The sequence below is a fragment of the Centipeda noxia ATCC 43541 genome (assembly GCF_000160555.1).
GTDB classification, from domain to species: domain Bacteria; phylum Bacillota; class Negativicutes; order Selenomonadales; family Selenomonadaceae; genus Centipeda; species Centipeda noxia.
On record NZ_GG749280.1, the window covers coordinates 386,309 to 404,389 of the forward strand.

Annotated in this window: 16 protein-coding genes and 1 pseudogene; 2 read left to right on the forward strand and 15 right to left on the reverse strand. The window is 58.5% G+C overall.

The window, feature by feature from the left end; all coding sequences use genetic code 11:
- Nucleotides 1–13: 13 nt before the first annotated feature.
- The 3 genes from HMPREF7545_RS05795 to HMPREF7545_RS05805 form a co-directional block, all read right to left on the reverse strand.
- A complete protein-coding gene (locus tag HMPREF7545_RS05795) occupies nt 14–994 on the reverse strand; it encodes a diaminopimelate dehydrogenase (protein ID WP_040571235.1) in 981 nt (326 codons plus the stop codon).
- A 69-nt stretch (nt 995–1,063) separates the two neighbouring features.
- Complete coding sequence (locus HMPREF7545_RS05800) at nt 1,064–1,378, reverse strand: hypothetical protein (protein ID WP_006694761.1); 315 nt, start codon at nt 1,376–1,378, stop codon at nt 1,064–1,066.
- A 146-nt stretch (nt 1,379–1,524) separates the two neighbouring features.
- Entirely contained in the window at nt 1,525–6,618 is a 5,094-nt protein-coding gene (locus HMPREF7545_RS05805; RefSeq protein ID WP_006694762.1) for an autotransporter outer membrane beta-barrel domain-containing protein, read from the reverse strand.
- Nucleotides 6,619–6,933: 315 nt separating this feature from the next.
- On the opposite strand from HMPREF7545_RS05805, the gene HMPREF7545_RS05810 reads away from it, so the two are divergent.
- On the forward strand, nt 6,934–7,332 hold the full coding sequence (locus tag HMPREF7545_RS05810) for a thioesterase family protein (RefSeq protein ID WP_006694764.1): 399 nt from the start codon (nt 6,934–6,936) through the stop codon (nt 7,330–7,332).
- Nucleotides 7,333–7,421: 89 nt separating this feature from the next.
- Here HMPREF7545_RS05810 and HMPREF7545_RS05815 read toward each other — a convergent pair whose 3' ends face one another.
- The 4 genes from HMPREF7545_RS05815 to HMPREF7545_RS05830 are packed head-to-tail and all read right to left on the reverse strand — an operon-like array spanning nt 7,422 to nt 10,740.
- A complete protein-coding gene (locus HMPREF7545_RS05815; protein WP_006694765.1) occupies nt 7,422–8,168 on the reverse strand; it encodes a tRNA1(Val) (adenine(37)-N6)-methyltransferase in 747 nt (248 codons plus the stop codon).
- A complete protein-coding gene (locus HMPREF7545_RS05820) occupies nt 8,161–9,204 on the reverse strand; it encodes a PSP1 domain-containing protein (protein WP_040571236.1) in 1,044 nt (347 codons plus the stop codon). The genes HMPREF7545_RS05815 and HMPREF7545_RS05820 overlap by 8 nt, the downstream gene beginning before the upstream one ends.
- 28 nt (nt 9,205–9,232) lie before the next feature.
- Nucleotides 9,233–10,285, reverse strand: coding sequence for a DNA polymerase III subunit delta' (gene holB / locus HMPREF7545_RS05825; protein WP_006694767.1), 1,053 nt, complete (start codon nt 10,283–10,285; stop codon nt 9,233–9,235).
- On the reverse strand, nt 10,285–10,740 hold the full coding sequence (locus HMPREF7545_RS05830) for a YaaR family protein (RefSeq protein ID WP_006694768.1): 456 nt from the start codon (nt 10,738–10,740) through the stop codon (nt 10,285–10,287). Before HMPREF7545_RS05830 ends, holB begins: the two co-directional genes overlap by 1 nt.
- Before the next feature lie 190 nt (nt 10,741–10,930).
- Between HMPREF7545_RS05830 and HMPREF7545_RS05835 the strand changes: the two genes are divergently transcribed.
- Nucleotides 10,931–11,656 carry a flagellar brake protein gene (locus HMPREF7545_RS05835; RefSeq protein WP_006694770.1) on the forward strand — a complete coding sequence of 242 codons (726 nt, stop codon included), beginning with the start codon at nt 10,931–10,933 and terminating at the stop codon, nt 11,654–11,656.
- A gap of 55 nt (nt 11,657–11,711) precedes the next feature.
- Here HMPREF7545_RS05835 and HMPREF7545_RS05840 read toward each other — a convergent pair whose 3' ends face one another.
- From HMPREF7545_RS05840 to HMPREF7545_RS10380, 8 genes and pseudogenes are all read right to left on the reverse strand, one after another.
- On the reverse strand, nt 11,712–12,197 hold the full coding sequence (locus HMPREF7545_RS05840; RefSeq protein WP_006694771.1) for a YbjN domain-containing protein: 486 nt from the start codon (nt 12,195–12,197) through the stop codon (nt 11,712–11,714).
- Nucleotides 12,198–12,236: 39 nt separating this feature from the next.
- Nucleotides 12,237–12,752 carry a YbjN domain-containing protein gene (locus HMPREF7545_RS05845; protein WP_006694772.1) on the reverse strand — a complete coding sequence of 172 codons (516 nt, stop codon included), beginning with the start codon at nt 12,750–12,752 and terminating at the stop codon, nt 12,237–12,239.
- A 47-nt stretch (nt 12,753–12,799) separates the two neighbouring features.
- On the reverse strand, nt 12,800–14,134 hold the full coding sequence (locus HMPREF7545_RS05850) for an SH3 domain-containing protein (RefSeq protein WP_006694773.1): 1,335 nt from the start codon (nt 14,132–14,134) through the stop codon (nt 12,800–12,802).
- On the reverse strand, nt 14,127–15,035 hold the full coding sequence (locus tag HMPREF7545_RS05855) for a hypothetical protein (protein WP_006694774.1): 909 nt from the start codon (nt 15,033–15,035) through the stop codon (nt 14,127–14,129). The genes HMPREF7545_RS05850 and HMPREF7545_RS05855 overlap by 8 nt, the downstream gene beginning before the upstream one ends.
- A gap of 112 nt (nt 15,036–15,147) precedes the next feature.
- Nucleotides 15,148–15,792: a hypothetical protein gene (locus HMPREF7545_RS05860; protein ID WP_196793145.1), complete on the reverse strand. Its 645-nt coding sequence runs from the start codon at nt 15,790–15,792 to the stop codon at nt 15,148–15,150.
- Nucleotides 15,793–15,895: 103 nt separating this feature from the next.
- Nucleotides 15,896–16,822: a homoserine O-acetyltransferase MetA gene (gene metA / locus HMPREF7545_RS05865; protein WP_006694776.1), complete on the reverse strand. Its 927-nt coding sequence runs from the start codon at nt 16,820–16,822 to the stop codon at nt 15,896–15,898.
- 29 nt (nt 16,823–16,851) lie between these two features.
- A complete protein-coding gene (locus HMPREF7545_RS05870) occupies nt 16,852–17,742 on the reverse strand; it encodes a hypothetical protein (protein ID WP_006694777.1) in 891 nt (296 codons plus the stop codon).
- Between the two features lie 24 nt (nt 17,743–17,766).
- Nucleotides 17,767–18,081 (reverse strand): annotated as a pseudogene (locus tag HMPREF7545_RS10380) (histidinol-phosphatase); the annotation flags it as partial.

Below are 18,081 nucleotides of genomic sequence, written 5' to 3' on the forward strand. Positions count from 1 at the left end.
TTACAATATGATTTTACAACAGAGCCGCACGCAGCTCCGCACCGCTCTTCGCCGAGAGATAGGCAGGAGCGATGTCAAGCACCGTCTTGCAGCCTGTCACACCCTCGGCAGCGAGACGATGCGCTGCACGCGCATAGGCGGCGAGCACGCACGCCGTGAACTCGGGGTTCGAGTCAAGCTTCAGACTGAACTCGATCACATGCTTGTGCTCGCCGTTCCTGCCCGTTGCCCCGGAGCGGATGACGAATCCACCATGCGCGAGTCCTGCATGATCGCGCTGCAGCTCTTCTTCGGTGATGAAATGCACCGTCGTATCATAGTCTGCGAAGTAGTTCGGCATCGTCACGATCGCCTTCTCGACTGCGGCCTTATCCGCGCCCGCCTCGAGCACGACATAGCACTCGCGCGTATGCTTTTCGCGCGTCGAGAGCGCCGGATTCGCGCCGCTGCGCACCGCCGCAAGCGCGGCCGGGACAGGAACGGTGTACTGCTTGGCATCCTTGACGCCCGGAATGCGGCGAATCGCATCCGAATGCCCCTGGCTGACGCCGCGTCCCCAGAACGTGTAGTCCGCGCCGTTCGTGAGAACCGCGTTCGCATAGACGCGCGCGAGCGAGAACATGCCGGGATCCCAGCCGACCGAGATCACGCCGACATGACCCGTTTCCTTTGCCGCCGCATCCACCGCAGCGAAATGCGCAGGAATCTTTGCATGCGTGTCGAAGCTGTCCACCACATTGAACAGCTTTGCGAATGCCGGCGTCTGCTCCGGCAGATCTGTCGCCGAGCCGCCGCAGAGAATCAGAACATCGATCTTGTTCTTCCACATCTCCGCGTCATCGACAGAAACCACAGGCACATTCATGCGGGGCTTTACCGACGCGGGAGCGCGCCGCGTGAACACGGCGACGAGCTCCATATCCTCATTTGCCTCCACGGCGTACTCCACGCCGCGGCCGAGATTGCCATAGCCAAGAATACCAATACGAATCATAAAAACTCCTCCCGCCATCCCCCCGGACGGCGTAAAACCTTTGAGAAATTCCGCACGATGCAGCGTCTCTCAGTAATGCGGGTGCGCCTTCACATAGTCGACCGGCCGCGACCAGTCCACCTGGACGCCCGTCTCATTCCACAGGCGTGTCAGAGCCAGTTCAAAGCTCTCCCGATCCGCGAGCGGAGTGACGTTCTCCTTCGTAAAATCCATCAGCGTCTCGTGCGGCACCTCGACCTCATGATCCTGCGCAAGGAAATGATCCACTGCCGCGCGCCCCTTCTCATCCGCGAGATTCACCGTCGCCGAACGGGAAGCCGCATCGTAGTCAATCCAGCCAAGAACGTCGCCGTAACTGATGGCGACGCTGTACGTATCACTCACTCGTATCACCTCTTTTATATCCTGCCCTTATAGGCGTTCCTTATTATAAAACGATTCGCCCGCAGGCGCAACTGCACGATGAAAATAATTCTGTATACAAAAGAGGCAGCCCGGAGGCCGCCTCTTTGCATACAGTTGATATTTCCTCAGAACGCCCAGTTGATCTGAACGCTGCCGGCAAGACCTCTGCGCTTGCCGGTCATGCCCATAAGGTTCACGCCGTAGCGCACGCGTCCGTCCTGCGGAGCGAATTGATAGCCGAGCTCAAGGAGCCCCGTGCCGCCCTTGAGGCTCGGGCTCGGTGTGCTGTACCCCAGATACGTCGCCCCGGCATCGCTGCCGAACTCGTACTCGTAGGCAAGCCCCGTATAGAACTCGCTGCGGTTGCTGAACTTCTTCGTGTAACGGCTGCCGACTTTGATGCGGTGCGAGTTCACTGCATCAAAGTCGTAGGTCTCGCCCGTGTGCAGCTTCGTTGTATTGCCTCCCTGATGCGAGTAGAAGTACTTCGCATAGGTCTCAATCTTATTTCCGCCCTTCAGTTCCTTCTCCTGCCCGACGCCGATATGCGCGGCATAGTATGTGCTGCTGTTGTCGTAGCCGGTACGAATGCCGGAAACGGTGCCTGCATAGTCGCTCTTTACCCGGCCGACGCGCACGCTGCCCTCGACATAGGCACCGCTGACATTTTTCGACTTCGCCATGACGCCCGCGCCGAAGTAGCTCATCTTTCCGTCGCCGTGCGTCCCGTCATCCAGATAGGAATCGTACGTACTTCTGCCGTACTCCAGGAGCGGACCGTAGGTGACGGTGTTGCGGCCGGCGGTCTTTTGCTTGGCAAATCCGAGGTTGAGATTCCACCCCTTCGTATCCACATGAGATCCGGAGTTCAGGCGAATCGAGGAGCCGCCCTGCGCCGCCCACATCTGGAAGCTGCTGCCGCCGGACACGGAGGCCTGCGCCCCTGCCAGCCCTGCAGAGATCGCCTCCTCCGCCGCACGGAACCCGTTGTCGGCAAGGAAATCGATGCTGCTGTTGATCATCGCCGTGGCAGCGGCTCTCGTCTCAACGAGCGACTTCGTCTGCTCGTTGAGCTCGATATTTGTCACCTGAGCAATGAGCTCATTACTCAGATGGCTCGGATTCGTGGTATTGGCGTTCGCCTCGTTCTGCGCCTCGCGCGTAAGGAGATCGAAGTTGTAGCGGAGGCTGACACCCTGCATGCCCGTCGTGTTGTTGACGAGCGGTGTATTCGATGTAATTTCGACCGCCCTGCTGTCGCCGGCATCCACCTTATATGCCTTCATCAGGCTGACCGTGTCGCCGACGCTGAGTGTCGGACGACCGCCTGCAAGCTGAACGCCGACATTGACATTGGTCAGATCTTTTTTGCCGTCCGTCAGATACGCGGCATCCGTCAGACGAAGCATCGTCGCCGCGGCTGGATCTGCCGTCGTGCCTTCCGGGATGTAAAAATGGAGATTCTGTACGCCCGTGAAGTCCGCCGCCCTCGTTCCGCGGTCACGAACGGCAAGGGTGTTGCCTACGCCGTTTGCGACCTTTTCGTTTGCGTTGTTCTTTGCCGCGCCGCCGTAGATCGTTCCGCTGATGTGCGTCCCGTAGAGATTGATCGTGTTGCCGTTCGTCACACGAGCATCGGCCGCCGGCACTGTATCGCTGTACCCGCCGATGACATCGCCGCCGACATCTGCGCCGCGGAGTGTGACCGTATTACGTGCAGCATCGCCGGTACCCTTCGTATAGCCGCCGTAAACAGTTCCGCCGACGCTTCCGCCCTCAACCAGAACACTGTTGCCTTCGACAGCGGCATCGCTTCGCGTGCTGTCAATGTAGCCGCCCATCAGATCATGAACGGTCTCGCCGCGCAAGAACCGCAGCGTATTGCCGCGCACGACGCCGGCGCCCTTGGTGTAGCCGCCGTAGGCAGAATCAAGGTGACCCGGGGTTGCATTCGTGACATTCACATGAACCATGTTGCCCACAGCGCCGCCCTGCGCACCGCCGGTATAGCCGCCGTACGCCTTTAGGCTGTTTGTGCCGGTCGCAACGCCCGTGATGCTGAGCGTATTGTTTTCGGTCGTATGGCCGATGTGCCGACCGTTGACTTGCTTCGTATCGTCATACGCAGAATATCCGCCGTAGACCTCAGCGGGCGATGTTGATCCGTCATGCGTTACTGTGCCGTCCTTGTAGCGGTTCAGCTCAAGCAGCACAGCGTTCGCATCAACATCCGCACCATTCTTTACGGCAGATGAATTCACATGCAGCTTCTTCTCGTAGACACGGTCAACATCCGCATAGACCGTCTCCGTATAGCCGCTGAAGCGAAGATTGTTCGGGCGCTGCGGCGGCGGTCCCGGGACCAGCGTCTGCAGCAGCGTAAACGTGTTCCTGCCCTGGATGCCGGCGTCGATCTGCGCGGAGAGCCCCGCTGTATCGGCGGTGAGGTTCTCCCACTTCATACGGACTTGATCGCCAGAATCTGTGACCGTGCCGAAGCCGCCCTCATCGGAGAGGGTCAGCATGGTGCGGCCGTCTTTAAAGCTGTCCGCCAACGTAAAGTTCAGCTTCTCGAAGTTGCGAATGCTGCTGGCCCTGATATCGGTCGCCGCAACATGCAGCGTATTGCCGGCAATCCTGTCGCTGTCATTGGCAAGGATCAGCTCACGGCTGTTCGCGGTATCATAATAACTCGTTCCATAGACCGCAGCCCCGGCGATATTCGGCCCCGCAGAACTGTTCCCCGCGCCGAGCGTGACGACATTGCCGCGCGAGTTCTGCGCCGCATCATAGGAGCGTCCGCCGGCAATCTGTCCGCTGACCGTTCCTCCGGCAACCGTGACATGATTCTCCGATGCCGTCCCCTGCGTCGCTGCAGCGGCAGATCCGCCGTAGACATTCACGACTGTACCGCCATAGACGAGGGCGCTGTTGCCATTCGCCGCACCGCCCGCCATTCCTCCATAGACCGTGCCGACCTGTCCGTTGTAGACATGGACCTCATTGCCATTCGCCGCACCGCTTGCCGCTGCGGTATAGCCACCGTAGACGTTCGTAATCTGCCCCTGCTGGACAGGGCTGGAGGGATTGACGTTTGTGCTGTAAATAAGGACGTGGTTATTTTTCGAATGCGCCGCGCCATTGGTCTTTCCGCCGTAAACGGCATTGAGGTTCGCTGCCGGGACCCCCGTCACCGCGAGTGTATTCTCCTCAGTGTCGCTGCCGTCCATGTAAGAAATGCCGCCGGAGACTTCGTTCGTGTCTGCAGGATTCGTTCCGTTATACGCCCATGTGTTGTTCTTGAACTTCGCATAGATCAGGAGCACCTCCTGCGCCTCGCGCGCCGCCGTGTCCGTCTCCAATACATATTCTGTATCGCTTGTGCTGTTGTTGCGCCGCACAGAAGCCGTCTTAAACTTCAGCGCGCCCGCCGCGTCGCCGCGGACGAGCGTAATCCTGCCGCCGGGGTTTCTTCCTTGGAGATCCGGCAGATTCTCAACCGTCAGCTTATTCCAGTCGATCTCCCTGCCGAATCCGCCGCGCCCTATCGTCAGCATGGTCGACTGATCGGTAATCAAAGGGTTCAGCTGGAATGTGTAGTTGTCAAAATTTTGAACGCTTTTGACCGCAATATTCTTCGCCCGAACGTTCAGCGTGTTGCCGTTCTCTGCATTGGCGGCAGCGTTGTCGCCGTAGATGTTCGCATGGACGAGATCCGCGGCATATGTACCGTCGGCACCGCCAAGCGTGACTGTATTCGCTCTCGCTGTGCCGTTCGCCGCATAACCGCCGTAAACACTGCCGTCGGTTACCGAATTGCCGATTGTTCCGCCCGTAATGGTGACGGCATTGCCCTCTACGGCGCCGCTTCCTGCGCTGTATCCGCCGTAGACATTATTGACCGTGCCGCCTGCAATCGTGATGACATTGCCCATGCCGTCCGCCGCACCGCCGACGGTTCCGGCATTCGCCGCGTTCATGATCGCACCGCCGTATGCCGATGCGATGGCGTGCACGGTATTCGGCGGAGCCGGCTCGTCAGTGCCTGTGATTGTCAGATGATTTTTCGTGACATCGCCGCCCGCCCCCTCATTCTTTCCGCCGAATGCAGCGGCAAGATCAGTGGCGAGGCCCGTCACCGTCAGCGCATTGTCCGTCGTCGTATGACCGGTACGGGAAAGTCCGCCGTAAAGTTCACTGACTGCCGCTGCTCTTCCGTCGTGAGTCACGCGGCTCCCGTTGAAGCGGTTGTAGTTCAGCAGCAGCGCATTTACTGTATTCATACCGCTGTCTGTGCGCAGTTCCAGCTCATGCGTCAGCGTTGCGGCAAGCTCACGCACGGATGCGTCGAACTTCAGCTGTGTCGCCGCCTGCCCCTGAAGAAGAGTAACGCTCCCTCTCCCATGCTGATCAATCGAGCCGATTTTGATATTCTCCAGCGAAACGCCGTTTCCTGCCGGATCGAACGCTCCTGCATTGACAACCTGGAGCATGGTATCACCGGCGCCGATCGCATCGCCGAGGTTAAAGCGATACGTGTCGAACCGATCGACGGATTTCACCGCGGCCCCCTTGGCATTGACCGCAAGAATATTGCCTGATGCACTGCCGCCGGTCTCAGCGCCGCGAAGATCGGCGTCGGTGAGCGCCGCAGCCGAAAGGTCGCGGTGACTCTCATCCCCCAGATGAATGGTATTGCCGCTGACGGCGCCCATGCCGGCCGATGCACCCGCCGTAATGTGTCCGTGCACAGTGCCGCCCGTAACAGTAACGGCATTGTTCTGAACCCTGCCCGCACCGGCCGTATATCCGCCGTAGACATTCGTCATGTGCCCGCCGACAATGCGGACAGCATTGCCCGTCACCGAGCCGGTGTCGCTCCTGCCGCCGTAAACGGCTTTTCCGGGATCAAGGGCAATCATGCTCCGGATCGTAACGGTATTGTTCGCCGTATCCCCCGCAGCTGCATATCCGCCGACAACATCCCCGTTGATGGCAGGACCCGCAGCGCCGGTTTCGCCGATCGTTACGTTATTGCCGTCCTTTCTTCCCGTTTCTGCAGTGCCGTTAATCCCCGCTCCATGCGCCGTGTCCGTTGACGGAATCGTCACATCGCTTGCATAGGCTGCCGAGGCATCCATGAACACGCCGCTCCCGGCGGACAAGCCCAAGGCCACATAGAGTGCCAGCCGACGCCGGCCCTTCAATCCGTTGAACATATCTCCTATCCCCTCTCATACAAGAACCCCTTCACAGCAGCGGAATGATACACACCTTTCGGCTATGTATAAAAGAAGCATTGTATATCTATTTATCATGATACATGAGCGTTTTCATCGTGTCAACACGATTTCTAATTGTATTCTTTTCACAATATTTATTTATCACAGCAAATCAACATTTCTCCTAATCTGTATACAGTTTTCATTTTATATGCTTAACTATATTTTATGGGCGCGTGCATTTTCGATTCCTCTGGACATCCATGCGCACGGCGCTTATAATGATGACAGATCAAAAAAGGAGCGGATCACATGGACTTTACAAGCAGTATCGCCGTCGGCATGACGCACGAGGCGCACGGGAAAGTAACCGAAGAGAATACCGCAGCGACGGTTGGAAGCGGGTCTCTCGCGGTGTATGCGACACCTGCCATGGCGGCCCTGATGGAACGCGCGGCCGCAGAGCTCTGCCAGCGCGAATGCCCCGACGGCTGGACGACGGTCGGTACGGAACTCCACATCAAGCACCGCGCAGCGACGCCGGTTGGTCTCGCCGTGCGCGCTGTCGCCGAGGTAACGGCAGTTGACGGACGCGCCGTCGCGCTGAGCGTAACGGCGTACGACGAGCGCGAGGAGATTGGTTCCGGCACGCACACACGCTTCGCTGTCACATCCGATACGTTTATGGCAAAGGCAGAGGGGAAACGATAACACCGTTCATAGACACAAAACGGGACCGATGTACAGAGGTCGATTTTGACTTTGTACATCGGTCCCGTTTTCTCGTTGCTTCCGGTTCTTTAGATACTGCCGCCGTAAATCTCACGGATCTCAGCGGTGTAGTTCCCCTCTGCGTCGCGCACGATGAGCGCGGGCTCGTGACGCATTCCTGCAAGAGCTGCGCCCTTCACTGCCTCGAGGAGGAGAAGATTCGGCGCCTTGTCCGCGCGCGGCTGTACCATACGCAGTCGTTTGACGGCGAGTTCCTCGGCCGTGAGCGCGAGCACAAGCTCTCCGAGCCGCTCGGGGAGATGAACCATCGCGAGCCTTCCCCCATGCCGCAGGGCATATGCCGCCGCACGCACGGTATCGGCAAGCGTCGCCGTGATCTCGTGCCGCGCTGTCGCACGTCCGTCTCCTATGCTGACAGCACCGCTTGCAACAGGGCGATAGGGCGGGTTCGCAAAGACGAGGTCGAATACCGCACATGCAAAAAGTGCGGAAGGGTCGCGATAATCGCCCTCCCGCACCGTAATTTTCTCCGAAAGGCCGTTCAGCTGTACGTTCCGTGCAGCGAGCGCCGCCTGCACGGGATTCAGCTCAACCGCTGTGATCTGCGCAGCTCCGTCCGCAGCGAGAAGGGGAATGACCCCCGTGCCCGTGCCGAGATCAAGGATATGCTCCCGTCCTGTGAGCCGCGGGAAATGCGCAAGCAGTACGGCGTCCATCGAAAAACAGAATTCGTCGGTCCGCTGGATGATCCGGCGCCCGCCTGTACACAGATCATCGATCCGTTCATTTGGCCGCAGAGCCTCCGCGTCACTCATAGACTTCGTCGCTGTGCTGCGGGCGCGGCGTGCGCCGCGGCTTCCGCTTCGGATTCTGCGCGCGGCGATTGCCGTCCGATGCCCGCTCGCTCCGGTCACGCCGATGTTTGGCGCCGGAACGGCGCTCGCGCGGTTCTCTCTGTTCTTTCGGGAGCGTATGCTGCGCGCTCGCCTGCAGCCGATGCGGGCATGCGCAGCCGCCCGCTCCCTCCGCGGCATCCGCCTTGGCAATGTCGTCCCACGAGGCAACCACCGTTTTCCCGTCATCCATGAGGATGGTCGCCATATGACGCTGCTCGTTCAGCGCGACAATGCGCCCCTCGCCGCTCTCTGCGACGACGCGGTCATTCTGCACGGGGGTGTATTCTTCTTTCTTCTCCTTCATGCAGCCGCCGCATCCGTAGCCGTCGTTCTCATATTTCAGGCAGCACATGAGGCGCCCGCAGATGCCCGAAATCTTTGTCGGGTTGAGCGAGAGGTTCTGCTCCTTTGCCATGCGGATGGAGACGGGAACAAAGTCGCCGAGGAAGGTCGCACAGCAGAGCGGCCGCCCGCAGCATCCCATGCCGCCCATCATCTTCGCCTCGTCGCGCACGCCGATCTGACGCAGCTCGATGCGCGTGCGGAATACGCCCGCAAGCTCGCGAACGAGTTGACGAAAGTCTACGCGCCCATCCGCGGTGAAGTAAAACGTCATCTTCGAGAGATCGAACGTCAGCTCAACGTCAACGAGTTTCATCTTGAGCCCGAGCTCTTTGATCTTCTCCTCGCAGACCGTACGCGCTTCGCGCTCACGCGTCCGATTCTCATCGATGCGCGCAAGATCGGATGCGTCGGCAATACGGTGCACGATGCGCAGATTCGGCGGCACGGATTCATCCGGCACCTCGCGCGGGCCCGTCACCACCTTGCCGCACTCCATGCCGCGCGCCGTCTCCACGATGACATGGTCGCCCTCGGCGACAGCCAGCGATCCCTGGCCGAATGAGTATATCTTGCCCGCCGATTTAAAGCGGACACCAACAATCGTTTGCAAAACTTCCTCCTCGATATATATAAACAATTCATATGAATTGCTGTCGTGCTCGTATCAAAAATGCCTCTGCCTGCAGCGCCGGATTCACGTTCGCATCGAAGCGCCGCAGGAGCTTCCTGCTTTCATCCAAGAGCGCAAAGATCTGCGGCCGCAGCATATGCGCAAGGAGTACGCCAAGATCAGCGCGGCGATCGGGATGAAAGAGCTGCGATGCCGTCCCGTCTTCGAGAAGAAGCAGCAAGTCGCGCATGGCCGTCTGAAAATAACCCAGCCAAGCCCTTCGCTCCTCATGGGTATACGCGCCGATCTTCTCTGCGTACCGCCAAATATCCTCCATGCTGAGCGCAGGCAGCTCCGCCAAGACGCGCAGCGCATCATCGCGCAGAGAAAGCCCCTCTGCCGCAAGCGCATAGGCGCGCCCCAGGCTGCCGTCCGCGAGGGCAGCAATCGTCTCCCCGTTGTCTGTTCCCCGCTCCGCGAGCGCAGTCTCGAGCTCCGTGCGCGGCAGCGCACCGAACGCAATGCGCACGGCACGTGAACGAATGGTCGGCAGGATCGCCTCGCAGGCGCTTGTCACAAGGATGAAAATCACCTCGCCCGACGGCTCTTCGAGCGTCTTGAGCAGACGATTTGCCGCCGTCTCATTCATGCGGTCGGCATCGTCGATGAGAATGATGCGCCGACGCGCACTGATCGGCGCGCCGGATGCCGCGACGAGAATCTCGCGCACAGCATCGGTACGGATCGCAGCTGCGCCCTTGCCGCGCGCCTCCGGCACCGCCTCAAAATAGTCAGGATGCACCCCCGCCTCCATCGTACGACAGGAATCGCAGTGTCCGCAGGGAGCATCGCCCCCCTTCGCGCAGAGCAGGGTTCGCGCAAGCACGTGCGCCGTACGCCGTTTGCCGACGCCCTCCGCGCCCGTAAACAGCAGCGCATGCGGCAGACGCTCTGCCGCGGCGAGGAAGCGCAGGCGGCGAATGATCTCCGCATGTCCGCGGATATCCGACCAGTCCTTCGGGAATTCCTCGCGTACGCTCCCTTCCTCCGCCGGCAACGGTGATTTTTTGATGCGCGCCATCACATATAGAGATCGACGAGCAGTCCGCGGATGGCGTCATGGCTCGCAATGATATCGAGCTGACTCGCCTGTCCGAGCCGGATCTTCTCGGCCATCTCCTCGAGCTTCTTGTCAATCTTGCGCACAGAGGTATAGACCTTTTGGCGGCCGAGGCGGTCCCATCCCGCCTGCGTGTGCAGCTCGTACATACCGTCCACGGCCTCGCCGATAAAGCTCTGGATGAGCGAACGATAGGAACGCAGCTCCTCATAGGTCGGCGACTTCGAAAGACGCGCCCCCTGCTCGTCGATCTGTTCGAGCAGGCGATCCATCGCCTCACGCGACATCGACGACTCTTGATCTGCCAGTTCCGTGCTGAAATCTGCTGCAGCGCCGCGTACCCCCGTCTCACTCTCTGTGCGCGGCATCGTGAGCGAGGTGCTCCGCGAGATGCTGCTGTCTATCTTCATCGCCATCGCGTCCACCCAATTCCTTTTCCTGTATTTTGAATACGATGATATAATTCACCGATTGTTATTATATCCCGAACAAACGGCAAAGTCAAAGGAATCCGCTCCTTCTTGCGCTGTGAAATTGACTTTGCCGTCATACTTTGTTATCCTTATTTAATATAAAAATATTTCATCATGGAAAGGATCTGACACCATGATCGAGGGGGACAAACTCACCGCGCTTCTAAAGCACGGGGCTTCGATCCACATCATCGAACCGGGGCTCGGCATCGACTACTACGGGTCACTCGAACGCAGTGAGGAGGAACAAAAGGCCGGGCATCCCATCGGCGCCCTTGCCGTGCGGCTGGATATCCCCGTCGGAAAATTTGTCGACACGCCCCAGCCCGGACAGGTATTTCAGTGCCACCTCACGGGAGCCGGCTGCGTCTATCACTTCTTCTCCGCCTATCATGCGGCTTCCCAGCTGCCGGATACGATCTGGTATCTTGACCTCCCGAAAAGCGCCGAGCGGATTCAGCTGCGCGAGTTTGTCCGCGTCCCCATTCCGATGACAATCGAGGTAAAACTGCCGGGAGAGCATGCGAGCCTCACGGACTACCGTGAGGTACATCTCATCGATATCAGCGGCGGCGGCCTTTGTTTCGTCCATGACGAACCGCTGATCCTGGACGAACGCATCGTCGTGCGCGTTCCCGAACTCCCGCACATCGGAACGCTCGAGACCGAGGGCACGATTCGGCGGGCGACGCCCATCGAGACCAACCTCGGCATGACCTACCACATCGGCGTAGCCTTCGGCGATGCGCTGTCGACACGCGAACGCGACCACCTCGTCCAGAGCATCTATCAGCTCCAGCAAAGCTATCTGCGCCGGGGGCTGAAAATCCCGCAGATCGACCATACAAAACGAAGCTAATCGCGCATAGAAAACGGGCTGCATCCTAAGGATGCAGCCCGTTTTCTATCAAAGCTCACGCCCAGCGCAGCTTCATCAGTTCCGGATAGACCTCCTCGAGCACCTGCAGCCCGACGCCGACCATCGCCATAAAGCTGTCCGCCTGGAACACACCTACGTGCAGATCAAGCGGCAGATCGATATCCACCACGACATCGCGGTCGTCATCGACGACAAATTTTACGTAGCGGTACTGACTGTTCCACTCGTTGAGTTTTTCATGAAAAACCTTCGGATCTGAGTTCTCCTCAAGACGTACAAGTCCAAAATATTTGATCTTGATAAAATCGTTCGTATCGCCGTTCTCCGTGACAACGATCGCAATACTCACGACGCTGCCGTTGTCAAGCTGTTGGCGCATGCGGATGATGTGGTCCTCGCCGTCCTCCGTCACATCCTCGCCGTATTTCATATCCTGCTTGTCAAGCTCTGCCTTGATCGCTTCAAACGCGCTGTTCTTGAGCCCTTCCTCACTCCCGCTGAAGCCGTCAAAAAGTCCCATTGGATTCCTCCATTCAACCTGCGTATTTCGAATCTCTTTTTACTCCTGCGGGCGCGGCTTGTGTCCGCGCGTGCAGAGGCCCATCAAATCATCGTAGACCTTCTCCACGATATTCATGCCCAGTGCCATCATTGACATGATGCTCTCCGGCTGAAAGGTTCCCTCATGAAGATCAAGCGGAAGATCAATATCGACCACCACATCCTGATCGCGATCCAGGCAGAATTTCGCATAGCGGAACTCACCGTTCCACGCATTGATCTTCGCAAGCAGCGCCGCGCAGTCGCCGTCCTCCTCGAGATAGGCGATGTCGTAGATCTTGATCTTGATAAAGCCGTCCGCATGATCATACTCGCGTATTGCAATGACTACGGTCACGGGCTCGTCGTTCTCGAGCTCGTTGCGCATATAGATATACCGCTCTCGGCGATTCTCCCCGCTCTCTTCGCTTTCCTCGTAATTCCACTCGTGCCGGTCGAGCTCCGCCTTAATCGCGTCGTACATACTCATCACGGCAGTTTTTTCACCGCCTTGAAATCCGTCAAAAAGTCCCATCGGTCCCCTCCAAATTCGCCCTGCTCTGAGGGCATTGTCCCCATATCTTATCGCGCCGGAACGACCAAGCCGATCGCGTCAAGCGTATCGATCGCCGCGGCGCCGCGTGCGTTCAAAAAATCAAGATGCGAGACGACGACTTTTCGAATATACTGCTTCTCGCCGCCTTCATAGTAGCTGCTGATGTCATGAATCACAAACGGAGTCCCTCCCGCATCCTGCCCGAGATAGAGCATGACATGACCGGGCCGGAACAGCAGCGCGCCCGGCGGAGCCTCCGCAATCCGGCGATAACGCTCCTCCCGTGTCAGCCCCGTAAGAGGCACGAGCGTACAGGCCTTCTCCTGCAGATCCGCATCCCGCGGCAGTTCAATCCCCATCGCGCGATAGATGTTCTGCACGTAGGAGGAACAATCCATTCCCTCATTGGCTCCGCCCCATCCGTACTCCGTGCCAAGTGCGGAGAACGCCAATCGCACCATGTTATTGTGCGTCAGCGGCAGGCGCCCCTCGGGCAGCATCTCATCTATCGACATGCCTTCAGTGCGGACCCACATGTGTCCGTTGACGAAATGCTCCCCGACATCTCTCAGCGGAACAATGATACGACGCGCTGCCTCAGAGGATTCGCTCGTTGGAATCTTTGCTCCAAGCTGATAGAGCAGACTCCGTTCTCTCGCCCACAGCTGCAGCCGGGGCATTGCCACTGTAACAAAGTGCTTGGGCGCAAGAAATGAGAGCCATGGCTCCCGCTCTGCATATGCAAGCTTCTCTGTTACTGCCCAGCCGTAATAGTCGCGCGTCTCGACGAAGGCAAACGCCCCGTCCTGGGAGGTATGCAGCACCAGAACCGCTTCGCCGGGGTCAATCACCGTCCCCTGCAGCGAATCATACCTCGTATCATCGGGCGATTCGTACCATCCGGCAGCGGTGGGGAGCAGGCGGATGTCGGCACGCTCCAGAGCGATCGCATAACGCACGTCCACGGTCGCTTCGACGGCATCGAGCGCACGATTTTCCCGCACGGCGTTCCACTCCGCTGCAGAGAGCGGCTGCCCTCCAGCATAGAGTTCCGGCAGGGTCTCCTCTGCGAAATCCTGCGCTGCCTGGCGGATGCGCATCTGCACATCCGCGCCTGGAAGGCACGCAGGAACAGCGGTCAGATCATGCACTCCGCCGCTCTTCTCTGCAATCCTGCGGTTGACCTCCGCGATCTCTTCCAACGTCAGAATCGGCCGATCACCGTCGGCCTGCAGCCAGTATTCAGGCGTCGCCGCATCTCCCCCGATCGCTAGATCCGCATGCACGGGAACCGGCATCGACAGAACGGCTGCTGCGCACAGGTATACGACATATCTGACCAGTCGGAAGGACTCAGGCATGTTCCTGCTCCCCGCGCAGCTCGCTGAGCCCCCATTCAAAGAATGCTTCCATCCCGACAAAGGCAAAACGGTTGTCCGTTACGGCCTCCCCAAACTCCTCCATTGTCCCGATGGCAAACGAGCCCGCATGCCGTCCCGGAGCGCGCCTCGGCAAATCGCCGGCCGCACCGCGCGCAAAGAATGCCTCGGTGTCATGGTTGACGGCCGCAAGTTCATTGAGGAAATTGCGGGCCATCTTCATCTTGCCGAGGCGATAGAAGAGCATCGCCAGCGGCAGATACATCATCGCGACGCCCTCTTCGTAGCGCTGATACAGCTTGATCGCCGCATCGCCCTCCTCAATCGTCGCATAGATGAACATCAGCTGATAGCGGCGGCCGAGCCCGTCATTCTCCGAGAGGCGCAGCATCTCCTCGCACTCCTTCGCCGCGAGGCGCAGCTTGCGTGCCTCGGCAAGCGCATCGATGTACGAGAGGCGCAGGAACATGTAGGGCTTCGTCGCGGGCATCGACCAAAATTTGCCGATATTCTCCGCGCTGAACATCCCCTCCGCCTCGAGACGAGCCGTCGCTTTGCGGGTCAGATCCTCATAGTGGCGCACGCGGTCGTCCGCATTCTTGGCGAGATACTCGACCGCCATGCACGCCGCCGTGATATTGTCCGGCTCGATGCGGAGCGCCTCTTTGATGATCTGATAGCGCTCCTCTCCGGTCGTTTGACGAGCGCGCGCGATCAGCTCGTCGGCTGTGGGCGCATTCTCCTCGCGCGGTAAATTCGGATTCTCGCGCAGGCGCTGGTTGAGCTCCGAGACAATCTCCGTCATCCGCTCGACACTGACCTTACCGCCTTCGGCCTTTACCATGCGGCTCAGTTCAAGCTGCATCCATTCCTTGTCTGTCATGCGGTGCCCCTTCCTTCACTGTATTGTTTTTGTTTTCATTATACCTTGTTTTTGCGGAAAAAGCCAGAAAAAACAACTGCCGCCCCTTGTTTTTGGAGCGGCAGTTTATCTGCTATTCTTTCTTCTTCTTTTTCTCTTTTTTTGCCTTTTTCGATGCCTTTCCCGTGGTCTTATCGTGTTCCTTTGCGAGTTTCTTCTTCTGCGCCTCAATCTTCGCACGGTCGGACTCGCTCAATATCCCGTGCGAGCGCTGGATCAGCTCGTCCTGGTGCGCAGCCGCGTAGGCGATGATCGCGTCAAAAAATTTCTTCTCGACATCCTTGTCCGAAAGTGAGGAAAGGGTAAACTCCTTCGTATTCTCCTCGCGCGAAAGGGTTCCCCATCGACTGTCCAGATCTTCATGCGCGGTGACATGGACAACGCCTGCGCGCAAATCGATCAGAAGATACTCCGCAGCACCCGAGAGGTCGCCATAGCCGTCGAGCGGCAGCATCCGCCAGCGCCGCTTGGAGACGACGTCCTGAATCTGGATATTGTCATAGATGCGCAGGGTCGGCACTACGAGCTTCGTGAGATCGATGTGACCGTGTGCATCCGAAGCATACTGGATCTGTTCTTTGTTAAAAAAATAACCCTGCCGTGCGGTGGACTGCACCCATTCATAGATGTGCTTCGGAACCTCCTCGGCATCGGCCGGACGGGTCCCCATCAACAGAACGGCGCAGACAGAAAATACCGCACCCCATCGTTTTTGCACGCAAATCGCTCCCATCAAATCAGTGTCATCAATGCTGTCTATGGTATTCTTAGAAGCTGAATTTTTACTGAATAGGAGTTCGTGCAGCGACCGGAGGCCGCGGCTAATCTTCCGTATTGTCAAGGCTGTCGAGTTCATACGGCGTGCCCTGGTAGACGTAGTAGTTCAGCCAGTTCGCAAAGAGAAGATGCGCGACGCTGCGCCAGCGCACGATCGGCGGCCGGCTCGGATCATCCTTCGGATAGTAGTTGAGGGGAATGTCCGGATGCATCCCTGCCGCAAGATCGCGGTCATACTCCGCCTTGAGCGTCAGCGGATCATACTCCGCATGCCCCGTGATAAAGAACTGCCGCCGCTTCAGATTCGCAATGATGTAGGGACCTGCATCCCCCTCGGAGAGGATCGTCAGCTCAGGCACACGCTCGATATCGGCGCGCCGCGTCTCCGTATGGCGTGAGTGCGGCACGTAGAACGTATCGTCAAAGCCGCGCAGGAGGCTCTCATGCTGAACGCAGAGGCGGTGTTCATAGACACCAAAAATCTTCTTGTCCATCCAGTATTTCGGAATCCCATAGTGGTAGTAGAGCCCCGCCTGTGCGCCCCAGCATACGTGAAATGTCGAGTAGGCATGCTTGCGGCTCCACTGCATGATCTCAGAGACCTCATCCCAATACGCAACGCCTTCGAACGGGAGCTGCTCAACCGGCGCGCCGGTAATAATAAATCCGTCGTATTTTTTATGCCGTACCTCGGCAAAGGTTCCGTAAAACTCCGTAAGATAGTCGCGCGGCGTGTGCGACGGGATGTAGGACTCCGTGTAGATAAAGTCCACCTCTACCTGCAGCGACGTATTGCCGAGGAGGCGCAGGAGCTGCGTCTCCGTCACATCCTTGATCGGCATGAGATTCAGTATGAGAATCCGCAGCGGACGGATGTCCTGGCTGTACGCACGCGCCGCATTCATGACGAATATATTCTCGCCCTCTAGAATGTTGGCCGCAGGCAGATTATTGGGTATCTTAATCGGCATATTGTATGTGCTGCCCTTTCACTCAAAACTCATCGGATCTGATATCGCGTGACCCATGTGCTGTAACCGTTCGCAAAAGCGCGCAGGCGAATGAGCCCGCGCTCCTCGGGGGCGCCGCGCGTGATCATGCGATAGGCGCCTTCATAGCCGTCGTCAAGCGTCTGCCATCCGCCCGCCGGCGTCCAGTAACGGCCCGTAACGATGCGCTCCGTGCCCTGGGGCAGGTTCACTGCACGTTTGTCAAATTTGATCTCGACTGCTTTGCCGTCCGCATCACGCACCTCAGTCCACGCCCAAAAGATAAGGTTGTCCCGCATGCGGCGCATCGTCGAGGTGTCTGCCGTCACCTGCGTCTTGACGCCTTTCGCGTTCTCATCCGACCAAAGCACAATCCAGCGGTCGTCGGCACGCAGGCGCTTCATCTCGCCCTGGTGGAAGACGGTGTCGATAATGGCTGCATAGAATTCCTCATCAAACTGCTGAGAATTCATTTCCTTTTCCGTCCCCTTGCCTTTGGACCAGAGGACTTTGCCGGCCTTATCATAGAACGTCTCTCCGAGATACTGCAGAGTCCGGTTCTGCGGAGACACGCGCACCTGCGCAACAGCATAGGAAAGCTGCCCCGGGTTGGAGATCACATGCCCGATCTTATAGTTGCGGATAGTCTCCTCCGCGCCCTCATAGCTGAACGAGGTCTTGATCTCCGCCTCGATTGCCGTCGCCACCGTCTTGCCCGTGCCCGCTGCCGTTGCCCCCTGCATCACATGCACCGAGGCCGGCGCGTAGAATTTCGAATACTTGTCATTGGAGCTCAGCCACGTCCACGCCCGGCCGTCCTCAGCAAAGGCCGAGGGACACAGAACGAGCAGGAAAAACAGCGCCAGCAGCAGCCCCGTTCCATATTTTATCTTTGTGCTCATCTCTTGCTCTCCTTTCTCATGGAATCAGCGGAGTGCGACCCGCTCCCGCCCGCGCGCGCCTGTAAATCGGATCTGCTCCCGATAGCCAAAGGAGCGCGCATACTGCACCGCTTCCTCGTTGTAGCGCGCGCAGTCCTCAGGCTTATGCGCGTCCGAAGTCGTGATGATCGGCAGCCCGCAGGCGTTCGCCATGCGCATGAAATCCGGATACGGCGAGAACTCCTCGATCGGATAGCGGTAGTACGTCCCCGTATTGAGGTCGACGATCATGTCCGCAGCCTTCATTGCACGCGCTACACGCGCAAGGTACGGCGTCACATCGAAATCGGGGAAATACCG

What these genes read in the sequence shown, in the direction of transcription:
- HMPREF7545_RS05870 (WP_006694777.1), bottom strand. Translation starts at nt 17,742, where the DNA reads ATGAGCACAAAGATAAAATATGGAACGGGGCTGCTGCTGGCGCTGTTT.
- HMPREF7545_RS05795 (WP_040571235.1), bottom strand. Translation starts at nt 994, where the DNA reads ATGATTCGTATTGGTATTCTTGGCTATGGCAATCTCGGCCGCGGCGTG.
- HMPREF7545_RS05855 (WP_006694774.1), bottom strand. Translation starts at nt 15,035, where the DNA reads ATGACAGACAAGGAATGGATGCAGCTTGAACTGAGCCGCATGGTAAAG.
- HMPREF7545_RS05835 (WP_006694770.1), top strand. Translation starts at nt 10,931, where the DNA reads ATGATCGAGGGGGACAAACTCACCGCGCTTCTAAAGCACGGGGCTTCG.
- HMPREF7545_RS05830 (WP_006694768.1), bottom strand. Translation starts at nt 10,740, where the DNA reads ATGGCGATGAAGATAGACAGCAGCATCTCGCGGAGCACCTCGCTCACG.
- HMPREF7545_RS05810 (WP_006694764.1), top strand. Translation starts at nt 6,934, where the DNA reads ATGGACTTTACAAGCAGTATCGCCGTCGGCATGACGCACGAGGCGCAC.
- HMPREF7545_RS05840 (WP_006694771.1), bottom strand. Translation starts at nt 12,197, where the DNA reads ATGGGACTTTTTGACGGCTTCAGCGGGAGTGAGGAAGGGCTCAAGAAC.
- holB (WP_006694767.1), bottom strand. Translation starts at nt 10,285, where the DNA reads ATGGCGCGCATCAAAAAATCACCGTTGCCGGCGGAGGAAGGGAGCGTA.
- HMPREF7545_RS05815 (WP_006694765.1), bottom strand. Translation starts at nt 8,168, where the DNA reads ATGAGTGACGCGGAGGCTCTGCGGCCAAATGAACGGATCGATGATCTG.
- HMPREF7545_RS05850 (WP_006694773.1), bottom strand. Translation starts at nt 14,134, where the DNA reads ATGCCTGAGTCCTTCCGACTGGTCAGATATGTCGTATACCTGTGCGCA.
- HMPREF7545_RS05805 (WP_006694762.1), bottom strand. Translation starts at nt 6,618, where the DNA reads ATGTTCAACGGATTGAAGGGCCGGCGTCGGCTGGCACTCTATGTGGCC.
- HMPREF7545_RS05845 (WP_006694772.1), bottom strand. Translation starts at nt 12,752, where the DNA reads ATGGGACTTTTTGACGGATTTCAAGGCGGTGAAAAAACTGCCGTGATG.
- metA (WP_006694776.1), bottom strand. Translation starts at nt 16,822, where the DNA reads ATGCCGATTAAGATACCCAATAATCTGCCTGCGGCCAACATTCTAGAG.